16 protein-coding genes are annotated in these 17,947 nt (G+C 39.0%); 15 read left to right on the forward strand and 1 reads right to left on the reverse strand.

The genetic code is table 11. From position 1 onward, the window contains the following. The first annotated feature begins 17 nt into the window (after window positions 1–17). From BV906_RS04375 to BV906_RS04405, 7 genes are all read left to right on the forward strand, one after another. A complete protein-coding gene (locus tag BV906_RS04375) occupies window positions 18–974 on the forward strand; it encodes a VOC family protein (protein WP_087972238.1) in 957 nt (318 codons plus the stop codon). A gap of 169 nt (window positions 975–1,143) precedes the next feature. Next, on the forward strand, window positions 1,144–1,626 hold the full coding sequence (locus tag BV906_RS04380) for a flavin reductase family protein (protein ID WP_087972239.1): 483 nt from the start codon (window positions 1,144–1,146) through the stop codon (window positions 1,624–1,626). Between the two features lie 39 nt (window positions 1,627–1,665). Then, window positions 1,666–2,502 (forward strand): FAD synthetase family protein, encoded by an 837-nt coding sequence (locus BV906_RS04385; RefSeq protein WP_087972240.1) that lies wholly within the window; start codon window positions 1,666–1,668, stop codon window positions 2,500–2,502. Between the two features lie 19 nt (window positions 2,503–2,521). Next, window positions 2,522–3,295 (forward strand): 2-keto-4-pentenoate hydratase, encoded by a 774-nt coding sequence (locus BV906_RS04390; RefSeq protein WP_087972241.1) that lies wholly within the window; start codon window positions 2,522–2,524, stop codon window positions 3,293–3,295. 11 nt (window positions 3,296–3,306) lie between these two features. Continuing rightward, window positions 3,307–4,197 (forward strand): acetaldehyde dehydrogenase (acetylating), encoded by an 891-nt coding sequence (locus BV906_RS04395; RefSeq protein ID WP_087972242.1) that lies wholly within the window; start codon window positions 3,307–3,309, stop codon window positions 4,195–4,197. A gap of 1 nt (window position 4,198) precedes the next feature. Further along, window positions 4,199–5,203, forward strand: coding sequence for a 4-hydroxy-2-oxovalerate aldolase (dmpG, locus tag BV906_RS04400; RefSeq protein WP_087972243.1), 1,005 nt, complete (start codon window positions 4,199–4,201; stop codon window positions 5,201–5,203). 435 nt (window positions 5,204–5,638) lie between these two features. After that, window positions 5,639–6,451, forward strand: a complete 813-nt coding sequence (locus BV906_RS04405) for an endonuclease/exonuclease/phosphatase family protein (protein WP_087972244.1) — start codon at window positions 5,639–5,641, stop codon at window positions 6,449–6,451. Between the two features lie 110 nt (window positions 6,452–6,561). Here BV906_RS04405 and BV906_RS04410 read toward each other — a convergent pair whose 3' ends face one another. After that, the gene (locus BV906_RS04410; RefSeq protein ID WP_087972245.1) at window positions 6,562–7,152 is read right to left on the reverse strand and encodes a TetR/AcrR family transcriptional regulator; all 591 of its coding nucleotides are present in this window, start codon (window positions 7,150–7,152) and stop codon (window positions 6,562–6,564) included. Between the two features lie 168 nt (window positions 7,153–7,320). Here BV906_RS04410 and BV906_RS04415 point away from each other — a divergent pair, with 168 nt between their 5' ends. From BV906_RS04415 to BV906_RS04450, 8 genes are all read left to right on the forward strand, one after another. Next, complete coding sequence (locus tag BV906_RS04415) at window positions 7,321–8,814, forward strand: aldehyde dehydrogenase family protein (RefSeq protein ID WP_087972246.1); 1,494 nt, start codon at window positions 7,321–7,323, stop codon at window positions 8,812–8,814. A 95-nt stretch (window positions 8,815–8,909) separates the two neighbouring features. Then, window positions 8,910–10,496, forward strand: coding sequence for an AMP-binding protein (locus BV906_RS04420; RefSeq protein ID WP_087972247.1), 1,587 nt, complete (start codon window positions 8,910–8,912; stop codon window positions 10,494–10,496). A gap of 31 nt (window positions 10,497–10,527) precedes the next feature. Continuing rightward, window positions 10,528–12,117 (forward strand): AMP-binding protein, encoded by a 1,590-nt coding sequence (locus tag BV906_RS04425; RefSeq protein WP_176330268.1) that lies wholly within the window; start codon window positions 10,528–10,530, stop codon window positions 12,115–12,117. A 32-nt stretch (window positions 12,118–12,149) separates the two neighbouring features. Beyond that, window positions 12,150–13,316 (forward strand): thiolase C-terminal domain-containing protein, encoded by a 1,167-nt coding sequence (locus BV906_RS04430; protein ID WP_087972249.1) that lies wholly within the window; start codon window positions 12,150–12,152, stop codon window positions 13,314–13,316. A 2-nt stretch (window positions 13,317–13,318) separates the two neighbouring features. Continuing rightward, complete coding sequence (locus BV906_RS04435; RefSeq protein WP_087972250.1) at window positions 13,319–13,735, forward strand: Zn-ribbon domain-containing OB-fold protein; 417 nt, start codon at window positions 13,319–13,321, stop codon at window positions 13,733–13,735. Window positions 13,736–13,833: 98 nt separating this feature from the next. Beyond that, window positions 13,834–14,886: a zinc-dependent alcohol dehydrogenase family protein gene (locus tag BV906_RS04440; protein WP_087972251.1), complete on the forward strand. Its 1,053-nt coding sequence runs from the start codon at window positions 13,834–13,836 to the stop codon at window positions 14,884–14,886. A 125-nt stretch (window positions 14,887–15,011) separates the two neighbouring features. Further along, on the forward strand, window positions 15,012–16,658 hold the full coding sequence (locus BV906_RS04445; RefSeq protein ID WP_087972252.1) for a flavin-containing monooxygenase: 1,647 nt from the start codon (window positions 15,012–15,014) through the stop codon (window positions 16,656–16,658). 73 nt (window positions 16,659–16,731) lie between these two features. Further along, window positions 16,732–17,697, forward strand: coding sequence for an alpha/beta hydrolase (locus BV906_RS04450; RefSeq protein WP_087972253.1), 966 nt, complete (start codon window positions 16,732–16,734; stop codon window positions 17,695–17,697). Window positions 17,698–17,947: the final 250 nt, after the last annotated feature.

The raw sequence follows: 17,947 nt of genomic DNA on the forward strand, positions 1-17,947 counted from the left end.
TACGGATGGTGATGAGAATGATTTATCGCTTGGGGTATGCCCAATTAAATGTTTCAAATTTAGAGGAATCACTCAACTTCTATGAAAAAGTTTTAGGTTATATTAAAACAAAACAAGTAGGAAAAAAAGCATATTTACGTGCTGCTGAAGAATTTGATGAATATTCATTAATTCTGAATGAAGATAAAGATAATATATCATTAGATCACTTTGGACTTCGTGTATCAAGCGAAGCGGCTTTAGACGATATTAAGAAGAAAAATGAAGAGCTTGGGGTACATGTAGAAGAAGCAGAAGACGCGGATCACGGAAGAGTGCTTAAAGTCACAACTCCAAGCGGACATCCAGTAGCATTCTACCATCGTTCCCCACAATTAAATGTGTATCACGGGGAAAATAGAGATGTTATTCTTCCAATGAGGAGAACACATTTGCAAAATGGGGTTCCTCCAATACGTATTGACCATATGAACCTACGTGTACCAAGTGTTAATGAGGAATGGGAATACTGGGAGAACTTTGACTTCAGTATATCTGAATATGTGGAAAGCGAAGACGGAAAAGACAAATATGCTGCCTGGATTCGCAGAGAAACAAACACACATGATATCGCTTTAGTGCATAAAGAAGTAGCATCCCTGCACCATGTTGCTTATATTGTTGACGGTGTTGCAGGAGTTATTAAAACAGCAGACGTACTTGCAGATGCCGGATACCGCAATAATATTGAATATGGTCCGGGTCGCCATGGTGTAACGAATGCATTCTTCCTGTACATCAAAGACCCTGATGGACATCGAATTGAAATTTATTCCGATGATTACAAACGTGATCTTGATCAGGAACCTGTCGCATGGACACAGAAAGCATATGAGAAAAATGGGCGCCTATGGTGGGGTGCTGAAGTTCCAGAATCATTTAAAGATACAACAGCAATCAATAAAAACTGGATGAAACAATACCAGTCCAATTAAGATAAAGCCGAAGCGCCTAATGTAATGTACAAACTGGATCTCTAAAGCAAATAATTGTTTATAAACTTATAGAGGAACAATCATTCCACTGGGCGCTGGTGCTTTGAATCTTTATTTATAGATTGAGTATGAATGAAACGGAATTTAAAATACGAAGGGGGATTTTAAAATGGATGATCGTTTATTCCGAAATGCAATGGGGAATTTTGCAACAGGGGTTACTGTAATCGCAACGGAAACAAATAGAGGTGCGCATGGAATGACAGCGAATGCCTTCATGTCACAGTCACTAGACCCAAAACTAATTATTATTTCACTAAAGAAAGATGCACATATGTTAACGAAAATTAAGGAGAGTGGGCAGTTCTCCGTTAACATCCTTTCAGAAGAACAAAAGGAACTATCAATGGTTTTTGCTGGTCAGTTAAAAAGTGAAAGCGAATTCAAATTTGACTATCTGGACGGAAAGCCGGTAATTCCAGGAGCCCTTGCACAAGTTGCCTGTACGGTTAAATCAGAATATGTAGAAGGTGATCATTCTATTTTCATTGGTCAAGTAACGGATGTTCATTTAGAAGACGGTGAACCACTTATTTTCTCTAAAGGAAAATATCGCTCATTAGAAAACCCAGTAACGGCTAGTTATAGTTAATTATAAATATAAGCAAAAAGAAGGAGTGAGAAAATCCTTATGAAAACGATACACTTAAATTCCACTAACCGTGAATACTGGAAAAACTATTCAACACCAAATGTAATGGCATTGGGATTCTTTGATGGGATTCATAATGGACATAAAAAAGTGATTAAGACTGCCGGTGGTGTCGCAAAAAGAAAAAACCTTTCACTGGCAGTAATGAGCTTTTTTCCACACCCAAAAACGATCCTATCAAAAGACAATACGGAGTTTGATTATATCATGCCACTTTCAAAAAAGGCTTCCATCTTAGAATCCTTGGGTGTGGATAAGTTTTATGTGGTGAAATTTGATAAGGATTTTCTTTCCCTTCTTCCGGAACAATTTATATCTAGCTACCTGCTTGACATGAGTGTTATTCATGCAGTAGCTGGATTTGATTTTTCCTATGGCCACCGAGGAGCCGGCAATATTGATCGCTTAAAACGTGATTCTTCTCATCGGATTAACGTAACAAAAGTTGATAAGGTAGATTTTTATGGAAAAAAGATCAGCTCAACATGGATACGCGAGCTCATATTTAAAGGAGAAATGGAACAGTTATCAAATGTTCTCGGAAGATATTATGAAACCGGGGTGTACTGGGACGGGCAGTGTTTCAGATTAACACCGTATTATATACTCCCCGACCAAGGGATGTATAAGGTAGTTATCACAATAAATGGAAGACTTTTTGAGACAGAGGTCATTATTCCTGCAAATCGGAATGGTATCTACTTAACAGAAAACCTAAAATACCGATTTCTTCCGAACGAAAAAGCAGACATTATTTGGTTACACCAAATACCTGTTGCACAAGAAATTCAAGTTAGAAGTGTTTCTACTATATAGCTTACGAGGGGAGTAAACGATGAACATACAGGAAGCTGTTCATTCACTTATTGAAGCAGAAAAAACAAAAGAAACCATCGATGCATTTACATCGCATGAAGAAATTACAAAAGACGAAGCCTACCAAATTCAATTAAATATAATTGATTACAAAAAGCAAAATGGTGAAAAAGTGGTTGGTAAAAAAATTGGACTAACAAGTAAAGCCATGCAAGACATGTTAGAAGTAAGTACTCCTGATTATGGTCATCTCCTTGAAAATATGATCTACAGAGAAGATACGGCCATCTCTTTAGACCAATTTATTCAGCCGAAAGTAGAATTCGAGATTGGTTTTGTCTTAAAGGAGAAACTAAAAGGTCCTGGAGTAACGATAGAAGATGTTATAAAAGCAACAGATTATGTTGTACCAGCTGTTGAAATTATCGATAGCCGGATACGAGATTGGAAGTTTAAATTTGAAGATACTGTTGCAGATAACGGATCATCAGCCGGTGCAATCATCGGAAAAGATTCCAAACGATTGAGTGAAATTAATCTTCCTGAAGTAAAAATGTCATTATATAAAAACGATGAATTCATTGATTCTGCGTACGGATCTGCTGTAATGGGTAATCCGATTGAAGCAGTTGCATGGCTGGCAAATGAGGTTGGTGCCTATGATATTTCACTAAACGCTGGAGAGATTATTCTAGCTGGGGCTCTGTCCAAAGCTATTCCAATGGAAGACGGAGATCAATTTAAAGCGGAATTTGAAAATCTTGGAACCGTTTCAGCAACGTTTAAAAATTAAGGAGGATTTTTATGTCAAAATGTAAAGTTGCTATTCTTGGCTCAGGAAACATTGGAACCGATTTAATGTATAAAATTGAACGATCAGATGCGTTAGAACTAACAATGGTAGCAGGAGTTGACCCTGATTCAGAAGGGTTGCGGCTAGCGAAAGAACGTGGATACCTTACAACAACCAAAAGTGTCGATGGACTTCTCGAACATCCGGACAAATTTGAAATGGTGTTTGACGCAACATCTGCGAAAGTGCATCAATCCCATAGTGATAAACTAACCTCAATTGGAAAACAAGTATTTGACCTAACGCCAGCTGCAATTGGACCATTCGTTGTACCACCAGTGAATTTGGATCAATTACAAAGCGAACCAAATGTTAACTTAGTTACTTGTGGTGGTCAAGCTACGATTCCAATTATTCATGCGATTAATCGTGTCTCCCCTGTTTCATATGCAGAAATTGTTGCGACCATCTCAAGCAGCAGTGCAGGACCAGGAACACGAGCAAATATTGACGAATTTACTCTGACAACAGCTAAAGCGATTGAAAAAGTCGGTGGTGCAAAAAAAGGAAAAGCAATTATCATCTTAAATCCTGCTGAACCACCAGTTATGATGCGTGATACGATTCATGCAACTGTAGAAGAAGAAGGGAAAGAAGCTGAAATCGTTCAGTCTATCCATGATATGGTGAAGGAAGTTCAAACGTACGTTCCTGGTTATCGTATGAATACAGAACCGCAATTTTCAGGAAAAGAGATTTCTGTCTTTGTTGAAGTGGAAGGTGCAGGAGATTTCTTCCCTACTTATTCAGGTAACTTAGATATTATGACAGCAGCGGCAACAAGGGTAGCGAATGAATTAGCATTACAACGATCTCATGCAGCTAAAGAAGGAGTGAAGTAAGATGACGAATCGCAATTTTGAAATCGTTGACGTAACACTACGGGATGGCAGCCATTCGATGAGGCATGCGTTTACAAAAGAACAAGTAAGAGAAACGGCAAGAGGTTTGGACCGGGCTGGTGTGAATTATTTTGAAGTATCACATGGTGATGGCTTAGGTGGATCCTCCCTGCAATATGGTCTATCCGAAGTGAATGAGCTGGAATTAATTGAAACTGCTGCAGCTGAATGCAGTCAGGCAAAAATCTCTGTACTGCTTATTCCTGGGATTGGAACGAAGAATGAGTTAAATGAAGCTGTAAAAGCAGGCGCAAACATGGTACGTGTTGCAACCCATGTGACAGAAGCAGATGTTGCGAAACAGCATATTGAATTAGGACGCGAACTTGGATTAAAAACAGTAGGATTTTTAATGATGGCCCATATGGCACCAATTGAAAAGCTCGTACAACAGGCAAAATTATTTGAAAGCTATGGAGCAGAAGTTGTTTATGTAACCGACTCTGCTGGTGCACTCCTACCTCATCAGGTTACCGAAAGAATTACTGCATTAAAAAATGAACTTACTTGTGAAATTGGATTTCACGGTCATAACAACCTATCGATGGCCATGGCAAATACACTTGCTGCAGTACAAGCGGGTGCCACGTATATTGATGGAAGCTTACGTGCATTAGGCGCAGGAAGCGGTAATACGCAAACGGAAGTAATGGTTGCCGTTCTTGAGAAAATGGGATATCAAACAGGAATTGATCTATATAAAATTCTAGATGTAGCAAATGACGTTGTTGCTAAATATATGCCACGTCCTCAAGAGGTTACTGGTTCGAGCTTAATGATGGGTTATTCTGGAGTGTATTCTAGTTTTCTTCTACATACAGAAAAAGCTGCTAAACAGTTTAATATTGATGAAAGAGATGTCTTAGTAGAACTTGGTAACATGCAAGCTGTCGGAGGACAGGAAGACCTTATTTATGAAGTAGCTGCAAAAATCGCAAACAAATAACAAATATCAATTACATGACAGGAACCGATATTACTAAACGATAGAACAATTTGTTCTACCGTTTTTTTTATGTGGAAATGGTGGTACGTGGGGACACAGGTCCATGTCCCGGCAAACTAGACCAAATAAAAACGAGCGATTCACTAGAAGCGAGTCTTGGATTGGCAGAGTATTTGTCCATGGGATTTTTTCAGGGTCTTTCGAATCACTACTAATCTCTCGCTTTTCCTTACATTTCTTTATATTCGATTTACAGTACTTTAATAGACTTCCTCTATAATTAAAGATAAATATTGATAAAGGGAGAGATTCAGATTTGATAAGTAAATTCACTTCTCGCTAACAGCAATTTTATTCATGTCCGTGTTAACAGCCTTTATTCGAACCAATGGTTAAGTACTTTATAATTATCAAAAATATGGGGAGGTTATTCTTATGAAGAAAACTGTCGTTGGACTAGCATTGAGTATCCTTGTAGTATTTTCACTAACTAGTAATGTTTTTGCGGATGATTATGGGCAAGAGGTAGATGTTAAAGTAATGTCTTATAATATTTACCATGGTGTTGGACAAGACGGTAAATTAGATCTACCAAGAATCGCTAAGGTAATTCAGGATGCAGATGCAGACATTATTGGACTTCAAGAGGTTGATCGCTTTTATGGGGATAGAAGTGATTTTCAAGATCAAACAAGGGAATTAGCAAAATTATTGGGGTATCACTATGTTTACGGTGCTAACCTGAATCTTGAACCAGCCGAAGGGCAAGAAGAAAATAGACAGTATGGAACAGGTATACTAAGTAAGTATCCGATTATCGACTCAGAAAATATTTATTTGAGCAGTTTTGGAAATGAACAGCGGGGACTATTGCGTACAAAAATAAATGTCAGAGGGGTTCAGATGAATTTCTTTAATACACATTTAGGATTGAATGCACCTGAAAGAAACAAACAGGTTGAAGAAATAATCGAAGTAAAATCTTCATTTGAGGATCCAAGTGTATTGGTCGGTGATTTAAATGCAGAACCTAACAGTGAAGAATTTCAATTATTATTAAATAAGGGTAATTTTGTTGATACATTTTCCGAGGTGGAGAATTCGAATACATTTCCGGTAGTTGACCCAATGAAAAGAATTGATTATATTCTCACATCACCAGATATCAAATTTACAAACCCAGAGGTAATTTATACAGAGGCATCTGATCATTTACCATTAGTAACCGAATTAACGATTAGGAGATAACGAAACAGCACACTTCCTTGGGGAGTGTGCTGTTTTTGTGTGGCAGGTATGTACATATTGTTAAAAAGTAAGAGTCTAGAAAAGTCTACTATTAAACCTCGACATTAATATTACATTTTAATAGAAACTTTTTCAGTATGAAATGTGGCTATTTTTACAACTTGATCAGCCATAAACTGCCTGGAATAGTGATAATCGCTTTTTATCCACTCTAGTATTAATCCTATTGTTCCGTATACTCGGTAATGATAAAGGAGTTTTAAGTCTATCTCGGAATCACAATCATTAATGATAAAATTGACGTCTTCGTTAAAGTGACTTTGCAATGATAGGATCATTTTTTCTTGAAAGTTAATCTTTACGTTAGGGCCCAACATAATTTTGTAAAAATCTTTGTTCTCAATAAAATGGTCAAAAATGGAAATGGTAGAAAGTTCAACAATATTTACTTCCTCTTTTAAATCTTTATAAGGTTTTCGAAAAGCGGAAGCAAGTTCATTTAACATTTCTTCCATCATTTCAGCTAATAAATCCTCTTTCTGTTCAAAATGAAGATAAAAAGTACCACGATTGTATTCAGCATGTTTAACAATTTCAGTGATCGTAATGTCTTCGTATTTCTTTTTCTCCATAAGAGACAGAAGTGCATTTTTCAATGCCTTCTTCGTTCTATTAACTCTTTTATCATTGGATCTTTTCATATAAAAACCCCTTCTATTTTAAATTAATGAACAATTTCAGTTTTACTGTTTAGTAATGAACATTCTCTTTAAAATTAATGATTGAAAGCGATTTCAATTGAGGGTATGCTATAAATATGTTCTAAGTTTACCATATATTAAGAATTTTACAAATGTAGGGAGAGATGAATGATGCCAACGTTAGTTTCTTTGAATCCGAAAGCTGCTCAATTTGCTTCTAAATCTTTAAAAATGCTGATAGGTGGACAATGGGTGGATGCTATTTCCGGAAAAAGAAGAGAAATAAGGAATCCAGCAGATGGAACCGTAATTACAACCGCTCCTGATGCGGGCAGGGAAGATGTTAATCAGGCAGTTATTCAAGCTCGTAAAGCATTTGAGGGCCCCTGGTCAAAGGTGAAACCGAATGAACGTGCAAGGCTTATTCTGAAGTTAGCCGATTTAATTGAAGAAAATGCTGAGGAATTTGCACATTTGGATACACTTGATTATGGTCAACCGTTAACACTTACGTCAAATTTTGCAGCAGCTGCAGCTGATAATTTCCGCTATTATGCCGGATGGGCAACGAAAATTACAGGAGAGACTCATACATCATCCGTACCCGGTGAAATTTTCAATTATACAAGAAGAGAACCCCTTGGAGTATGTGGAGGGATTGTCCCTTGGAATGCTCCGTTAATGAATGCTGTGATGAAGATATCTGCACCGCTTGCAGTAGGGAATACAGTGGTGATCAAGCCATCCGAGGAAACTCCTCTCAGTTTATTGCGCTTAGGAGAACTGATTCAAGAAGCTGGATTTCCAGATGGTGTGGTTAATATCATTACAGGTGACGGTCCAACAGCGGGTGATGCGTTAGCTTCACATCCAGATATAGATAAAATCGCATTTACTGGTTCAACAGCTGTTGGTAGAAAAATTATTGAAAACAGTGCAGTAAATATAAAAAAAGTCACGCTGGAATTAGGTGGAAAGTCTGCACATGTTATCTTTTCAGATGCAGATTATGAAACAGCATTACAAAATGCAGCAAATGCTGTTTTCTGGAACTCTGGACAAGTTTGTTTTGCAGGCTCAAGATTATTTGTTGAAAGAGGAATTTATGATAATTTCGTGAGTGATTTGGCTGAATATGCTAGTAAATATAAACTCGGAAATGGGTTTGATGAGGCAACTGATATTGGTCCATTAATTTCTGCCAAACAACAGGAACGTGTCTTACATTATATGGACATTGGGCAAAGGGAAGGGGCAGAAATGCTTTTCGGTGGTAAGGCAGCAGAAAGTGAATTACAAAATGGGTACTTTGTAAAACCAACTGTTATGGCAAATGTGAATAGTGAGATGACGATTGCAAAGGAAGAGATATTTGGCCCGGTCGTTTCTGCTATACCATTTGATAGTGAAGAAGAAGTCATACGTCTGGCGAATCAAACAGAATATGGTTTAGGTGGTGGGGTTTGTACAACGAACCTGAAGAAAGCACACAGAGTAGCGCATGCTATGAAAACAGGTAATGTGTGGATTAATACGTATAACATAACGGAACCTAATTCTCCATTTGGTGGCTATAAACAAAGTGGCTTGGGCCGAGAAAATGGTGCTGCTTCCATTGATGCATATACAGAAGTCAAAAATGTGTGGGTGGATCTTAATTAATCGTTGTGTAGTAAGGACGCTTAGAATAAATCAGAATCTGTTTCTAAGCGTTCATCCCTTTAATCATACTTTTGCCATAAATAAGAGGTGATTTGATGTATAACGGGCTAGAGACTTTTAGCGCAATTGTAGAGACACGGGCAAATGAATATCCACATAAGTGTTTTATAAAATTTGAGGATAGACATTTAACATACCGTGAATTTAATGAAGCTGGAAATAAAGCAGCAAATATGATAAAGCGAATAGGCCATGAATTGGGTGATACATGTGCGGTCATGCTTCCAAATGGTCCGGAATTTATGTCTGCATGGTTAGGTCTGGCAAAATTGGGCGTCATTGAGGTGCCTATTAATACTGCATTCAAGGGAGACTTACTTGCATATATTCTCAATAAGGCGGAATGCAAAACAATTTTTCTATCGGTGGAGTGGGTGGAGCGGATAATTGCCATTCAGGAACAACTGAATTATCTGGAACACATTATTGTAGTAGGAAATCAAGATGAAAAGCCTGCGAGTTCTTTCAGGTGGCATTCATTTACAACTTTAATGGAGCAGTCAGAAGCTACCCCAATTGATGTTACTTTAACGCCATCCGATCCCTCTGTCATACTTTTCACATCTGGTACAACGGGGCCTTCGAAAGGTGTCGTGTTGAGTCATCGTGCCAATTTTAGTGTAGCAAAAACAGCATGCGATTTAATGAACTATGATCAGGAAGATCGTTTGTATACGGTTTTTCCGTTGTTCCATGTGAATGCAAGATATACAACGGTTTTGGTGGCTTTACTGACAGGTTGTGATGTCGTGATGCATAATCGTTTCTCAGCCTCGAGGTTTTGGGAAATTTGCCGTAGTGAGCATGTTACCGCCTTTAACTTTATGGGATCCATGCTATCTATTCTAATGAAGCAGCAGAAAAAGGTGGACGATGCTGACAACCCTGTGAAGAAAGCATATGGTGCCCCCACGCCAGTTGAGATTTATGAAGACTTTCAGACGAGGTTTGAAATTGAAATTTCAGAGGTGTACGGATCGACAGAACTAGGAACGGTAGCGGCGAATCCTGCATCAGACTTTCGAAAAGGCGCTTGCGGAAAAACAGTACCGATTTATGAATGTGAAATACAAGATGAAGAGGGTTTCCCCTGTCCAGTTGGGGAGAGTGGGGAAATTGTAGTACGACCAAAAAAAGCTGGAATAATGTTTGCGGAATATTATGGAAGTCCAGAAGCTACAGTTAAAGCCTGGGAAGACTTATGGTTTCATACAGGAGATACAGGAAAAATGGATGAAGATGGATATCTGTACTTTGTTGATAGGAAAAAGGATGTTATTCGCAGAAAAGGGGAAAATATTTCTTCTTATGAAGTGGAAAGTGTTATCAACAGCCATCCAAAAATCTATGAATCTGCTGTTGTTGGCGTCCCATCCGAACTGACAGAAGATGAGGTACTTGTCATCGTAGTTTTAAAAACTGGAGAAAAGCTTGGGACTGAGGAATTATTGGACTTCTGTCAAAAACGAATGGCATATTTTGCGGTGCCGCGTTTTGTCCGATTTCTAAATGAATTACCGCGGACACCATCCCAAAGAGTTGAAAAATATAAACTTCGCAAGGAAGGAATTACGGAGGATACTTGGGATCGTGAATTAGCAGGTTATCAGGTGCAACGTTAATTTTATTTTCTAAGAAATTGGGGAGATGAATATGTATAGTGGCACAGAGACATTTGGAGAAATAGTAGCATTCCGAGCAAGAGAAAATCCTGATAAACGGTTTGTACGTTTTGAAAGTGAGGATCTCACATATAATCAATTTCATCTTGGTGGAAACAAGGCAGCAAATGCATTGTCTTCTTTAGATTTATCCAAGGGGGATACCTGTGCGATGATGCTCCCGAATTGTCCGGATTTCTTAACCACCTGGTTAGGATTAACAAGGATTGGTGTTATGGAAGTTCCTATTAATACAGGACTTCGTGGAGACCTCTTAGCATTTATTCTTAATCAAGCGGAATGTAAAGTAATCGTTATCCAGTCTGAATGGGTCGATCGAATTCAAGGAATAAGTGATCAATTAGACTGCCTAAAACATGTCATTGTTGTTGGGGAAGACGATTCGAACGTAATCATAGAAAATATTTCCATTCATTCCAATCAACGTTTAATAGATAATGCTACTGATGAAAATATAGAAATCCAAATTAAACCGAAAGATCACTCCTTAATTCTTTTTACTTCAGGCACAACCGGACCTTCGAAGGGAGCGATACTTAGTCACCGAGCTAATTTTGCCTTGGCTAGGTCCTGTTGTGACCTGATGAACTATACTCCTATTGATCGGTTGTTTACCATGTTTCCTCTTTACCACGTTAACGCTAGATATGCAACGATTCTTGCAGCATTATTAGCTGGAAGTGATGTTGTAATGCATAATCGCTTCTCAGCATCTAAATTTTGGGATATATGCAGACGAGAGCAAATTACAACATTCAATTATATGGGATCCCTTTTAACGATTTTAATGAAACAACCAGTACGACCAAACGATGCTACCCATACCGTGAGGCAAATCCAAGGTGCTCCGTGTCCAGCTGAAATATATGAATCATTTCAAGAACGATTTAATGTAAAAATTACGGAGGCTTATGGTTCGACGGAGATTGGGTTGGCAACCGTAAATCGGGCAGAGTCATTTAGAAAAGGATCCTGTGGAAAAGTACTTTCCATTTTTGAGGTACAAATACATGATGAAAATGGGAAACCCTGTCCACCAAACACAGCTGGTGAAATGGTTGTACGTCCTAAGGAACCTTCCATTATGTTTTCTGGATATTACGGAATGCCGGAAGCTACCATTAAATCATGGAAAAACTTGTGGTTTCATACGGGAGACCGAGGGCAAGTAGATGTGGATGGGTATTTTTACTTTGTTGACCGGAAGAAAGATGTTGTAAGGCGTAGAGGTGAAAATATATCATCCTATGAAGTTGAAAATGCCATCAATAAACATCCATTTGTTCAGGATTCAGCGATCATTGGTGTTCCTTCAGAATTATCGGAGGAAGAAGTTTTAGCAGTTGTAAAGATACGAGATGGTCGTGAGCTAGATGCGGAAGAGCTGCTGGACTTTTGCCAAGAAAGGCTGCCATATTTTTCCGTACCTCGATATGTTCGTTTTATTCATGAATTTCCGAGAACACCTTCTCAACGAATTGAAAAATATAAGCTTCGTGAAGAGGGAATCACAAATGAGACTTGGGATAGGGAAGCGGCAGAATATAAAGTAGTCCGGTAATGCATGATTAAAAACAGAAAGTAGGAAATCCATTGGAATCATTACGAGGCAAAACTGCAATCATTGGTGCAGCAGATTCAGATGTTGGGGTTGTTCCTCATATGTCAGCTACACAACTTTGTGTAGATGCGGCTCTAAAAGCAATGGATGATGCTGGCATTACAAAAGATGAGATTGACGGGATCGTTTCATGCGATTCTTGGGCAGAGCCGTTTTTATATCATGCGGAGGCAATCTCTGAATATCTGCAAATAGAACCTAAGTATTGTATCAGTGTTGGTACTGGAGGAGGAACAACATTTTCTCTTTTGCACCATGCTGCTTCCGCCATTGCGACAGGTATTTGTGATACGGTGCTTATCACCATGGCGGATAGCCTAAGAAGTGGGATTTCTAAAGAAAAAGCGATGAAAACACAGGCTTCTACTGGCCATCCGCAATTCGAATCACCCTATGGGCCCTCTGTACCTTCATTGTATGCGTTGATTGCAAGAGCACATATGGCTGAGTTTGGTACCACGGCAGAACAATTAGCTGCTGTATCTGTTACCGCTCGAAAACATGCTCATTTAAACCCAGCAGCACAAATGCGTGAATTAATCACAGTGGAGGATGTAGTGAACTCGCGCATGATTGCAGATCCGCTTCATTTATATGATTGTTCACTTATATCTGATGGTGGCTCAGCAGTAATTCTTACTTCCAGGGAAAAGGCAAAAAACTACTCGAAGCAACCGGTATATTTACTCGGTGTAGGTGAAGGTCACCGACATGAACATATCAGCCAGGCACAAAGTCTTACCACTTCTGCTGCTGTCGATTCCGGGAAACGCGCATATGAAATGGCTGGTCTTGGTCCAAATGATATCGATTTTGCGGAACTTTATGATTGTTTCACTCCTACCGTTTTAATTGAATTAGAGGATTTAGGGTTTTGTGAAAAAGGAGAGGGTGGGGCATTTGTGGAAAGTGGAGCCGTTGATCTAGGGGGATTACTTCCAATTAACACACATGGTGGATTACTCTCCCATTGCCATCCGGGTAACCCGGGGTCCATGTTTGCTTTAACGGAAGCTGTTGTGCAATTAAGAAACGAAGCAGGCAGGAGACAAGTAAATGATGCTGAGGTTGCGCTTGTACACGGACAGGGTGGCATCATGTCCAGTCATACAACACTTATTCTGGGCAAGGAGGTGTAGCCATGGAACATGCGGGAAAGAACTTTCCAGAACCAACAATTGAGACAGAAGCATATTGGGATGGTTGCCGGAACCGCGAACTATTAATTCAGCAATGTAATCAATGTGGGAAATCTCAGTTCTATCCTCGTATGATGTGTACAAACTGTATGAGTAGAAATGTTCACTGGGTTAAAGCAACTGGCAAAGGGAAAGTAAAAACGTATACAATCATCCATCGGGCGATATCTAAAGCATATGCAAAAGAAGCTCCTTATGTGGTTGCGATTATTGAATTGTATGAAGGTCCAAGTCTGATGAGTAATATAGTTGGGTGTCATCCAAGAGATGTGAATGTAGGACAAGAAGTAGAAGTCACCTTCCAAGATTGGTCAGAAGAAATCACCATTCCCATGTTTACTCCAATAGAAAGGGATTAATTTTATAAATTGCAATGGCTGAAAAATCCCCACACTATTATTAGATGTTTAACTTATTTCTATAAAATCAATAAAAAAACCTATGAGGAGGAATTGTTATGAAGGCACTTGTCCTAACTGAATTCAATAAAAAAATGGAAGTAAAGGAGGTCCCGGAACCAACTTTAGAAGACAATGGGGTGGTTATTCGCGTAAAGGCTAACGGGATTTGCAGAAGTGATTATCATTTTATGAAAGGTGATTTGAGTTGGGTTGGCATGCAATTGGAATTACCTCATGTTTTAGGCCATGAATTTTCAGGAGTAGTAGATAAAGTAGGTCGTGATGTTACTAAATTCAAAGAAGGTGACAGGGTCGTGGTTCCACATGCACATGGGGAAGGGACTTGTGAGTATTGTATGACAGGTCACTCGAATATTTGTGATCATGGAAGTGTGGCAGGTGTTTCCTATTGGGGTGGTTTTGGGGAGTATGTTCATGTTCACGATGCAGACCGGAATGTTGTGCAATTACCCGAATCTATTTCGTTTGAAGCAGGTGCTGCACTAGGGTGCCGCTTTATGACAGCATTTCATGGGCTAGTAGATCAAGTGAAAGTAAAACCAGGAGAATGGGTTGCTGTTCATGGAAGTGGTGGTCTTGGATTATGTGTGTCACATGTAGCCAGTGCAATCGGTGCAAGAGTCATAACCGTTGATATTAATGATGAAGCCTTAGAACTTGCGAAAGAATTCGGTGCTGAATTTACGATTAATGGTAGTAAAGAGGATGCTGTACAGAGAATAGTAGAGATTACGGGCGGTGGTGCTCATGTTGCGGTGGATGCATTGGGAATAACTGCAACTTGCCAGAATGCAATTAATAGTTTAAGGAAGCGCGGAAGACACTTACAATTAGGACTTACATCATCTGATGAGCAGGGAAAAGTTGAATTACCAGTGGATTTGATTGTAGTAAAAGAATTGGAGTTTATTGGTTCATCTAATATGCCTGTATCTAGATTCTCAGCTATGTTGAATATGATTGAAAGTGGTGTACTACACCCTGAGAAAATGATTACTAGAAAGGTAAGCCTTGAAGAAGCTGCTGATATCATCATAAATATGGAAGAATTTAAAACACCAGGATTAAGTGTTGTCAATCAATGGTAGTAGCCTTGTCATAAAAAAAGGAAAGATTAATGATCCGAGTAAAGAGTAGAATTGTAGGGATATTTAGTTTTTCATGAAAATTAAATTGTATCCGCTTACAATAATAGTTTAGGAGGATGATAAACATGACATCTACAACGAGGAAGAATGATGTAACCGAATTAGATGCAGTAGTTGTTGGAGCTGGTTTTTCAGGATTGTATATGCTTCATCAATTACGTGAGGCTGGATTCAGTACGATGGTCTATGAGGCTGCTGCCGATGTTGGCGGCGTGTGGTATTGGAATCGATATCCTGGTGCACGATGTGACTCAGAAAGTATTTATTATAACTATACTTTTTCAGAAGATCTTTATAACGAATGGACATGGACATCTAGATTTCCCGGACAACCGGAAATACTCCGTTATCTTAATTTTGTTGCAGATAAGTTTGAGCTCAGGAAAGATATCGAGTTTAATACACGCATTCATTCTGCTCGGTATGATGAAGCGGTAAATAGATGGATTATCCATACAAATGACAACCAAGTGATATCAGCTAAATACTTTATTACAGGGGTTGGCTGCATATCTACCGCGAACATTCCTAATTTTAAGGGATTAGAGAATTATGATGGTGAATGGTACCATACAGGCCACTGGCCCCATGAGAAGGTAAATTTTCACGGTAAAAGAGTGGGAGTTATTGGTACTGGATCAAGTGGCGTCCAGACCATTCCTGAGATTGCGAAAGAAGCAGCACATCTGACGGTTTTTCAGCGGACACCGCAATATAGTGTGCCGGCAAAGAACCATCTTTACAAGGAGGAAACCGTTCAGCAGGCGAAAGAAAACTTTCATGAGATCAAGCGGAAAATACGGTCATCAATGGGGGGACTTCCAATCCAGCCAGGGGAGCTGTCTGCATTGGAAGATACTCCGGAAAACCGCCGCAAAAACTATGAAGATGCCTGGGAAAAAGGCGGTGCATATTTATTATTTTCTTATAATGACCTGCTAGCTGATGAGGAAGCGAACGAAACGGTTTCACAGTTCATCCGGGAAAAAATACAGGAAACGGTAAAAGACTCAGAGATTGCTAGGAAATTAACTCCAACTTATTATTATGGAGCGAAGCGGGCTATCCTTGATACGGATTACTTTGAAACATATAATCGAAAAAATATAAGTCTTGTAGATGTTAAACAAGCTCCAATTGAAGAAATTACTAAAACTGGAATAAGGACAACCAATGAAGCATATGACCTGGATGCTATCGTTTTTGCGACTGGATATGACGGAATGACCGGGTCACTATTTAATATGGATATTATAGGAAAGGACGGCATATCTCTGCAAGATAAGTGGGAAAATGGATCAGATGTCCGCACCTATCTGGGTATTTCCACTGCTGGTTTTCCAAATATGTTCATGATTACAGGCCCAGAAAGCCCTTCCGTTTTAGGGAATGTACCTGTAGCAGTGGAGCAGCATGTAGAGTGGATTGCAGATTGTATGGAATACCTTCGTAAGCATGATATCAAAACAATTGAAGCCAATTCGGAAGATGAAAATGCTTGGAGCAAGCACTGCCGAGAACTGGCTGACAAAACACTTTATACAAAGGTTGAGTCTTGGTATAACGGTGCCAATATTGCCGACAAGGCTCGAGGTTTTCAAATTTATGTAGGAGGATATGGTCCTTATCGGGATATATGTGATGAGGTAGCGAAAAAAGAATATGCAGGTTTTTCTTTAGCATCTAGTTCCAAATCACTGGAATGGTCTTGACGATAGAGATGATGGTCGTATATATGAATTGATTACTATTTAAACAAAATATAAATAAATGGAGTGATAGAATATGAAAAATAGAGTTAACCCAGAATTGAGAGAAATAATTGAGGCATTTCCTCCATTAGATTTGGATAATTATAAAGCTACAAGACAAGCGGCACAGGATGGTCTCCAAGCTATGGAGATTCCCTTAGATGAATCTGTTTCCATTAATGACGAGATGATTCTAAATTCTTATGATCAATCTTCGGTCAGAGTACGGATTTATGATAAAAAGGAAAAAAGTGGTGAAGCACTACCCGTGTTGTTGTGGATTCATGGTGGAGGTTATGTATTAGGTTCACCTGAGGAAGGGGATATTTTATGCCAGCGTTTTGTTGCGGAGGCAAATTGCATGGTTGTTTCTGTGGATTATCGTTTGGCACCAGAATTCCCTTATCCAGCTGGATTAGAGGATTGTTATGCAGCACTTCAGTGGGTGTATGAGAATGCAGGTGAACTAGGTGTAGATGCAACTAGAATAGGTGTAGCAGGCCAAAGTGCTGGTGGCGGAATAACAGCCGCACTTGCTTTACTTACTAGAGATAGAAAAGGGCCGGAAATAAGTTTCCAAATGCCATTATATCCAATGATTAATGATCATAATAATACCCCATCAAGTTTTGAAGTAACGGGAAACTTTGTCTGGAATCATGATTTAAATAAGAAGGGTTGGTCCATGTATTTAAATGGAAAAGACGGAACAGAAAGTGTTTCTGAATATGCGGCACCTGCTCGGGCAACTAATTTATCAGGTCTACCAAAAACATATATTTGCGTGGGACAATTAGATCCATTTCGTGATGAAACATTAGATTATGTAACCCGGCTCTGCCAGGCTGGTGTTGATGTAGAGTTTCATCTCTACCCTGGAGTTTTTCACGGATTTGAAGCAATTGCACCAGACACGGCGATTGGCAAACAGACAGTGGATGAGTATGTAGGTGCAGTGAAGAATGGTTTACATCCAGTTTCGCTTGTGGAAAATATATAGGGTTTCACTTCTGATTTTCCCGAGATAAATTACGGACCAAACAATCACTCTATACTTTATAAGGATTGTTTTGATTAAAGGTATGTGTCCGCTGTGCCAACATAAAAACAAATAAAGGCTAAGGTATTTTACCCTAGCCTCTCCTTCATTTGCCAAATAACTCCATATCCTATTTGACCACCGCATCTACAAACTCTGAAGCGAATTTTACCAATATTGATGCTTTAAATTTAAATACATTGTGTTCATT

The organism is Oceanobacillus rekensis (genome assembly GCF_002153375.1).
Classification (GTDB): Bacteria; Bacillota; Bacilli; order Bacillales; family Amphibacillaceae; genus Oceanobacillus; species Oceanobacillus rekensis.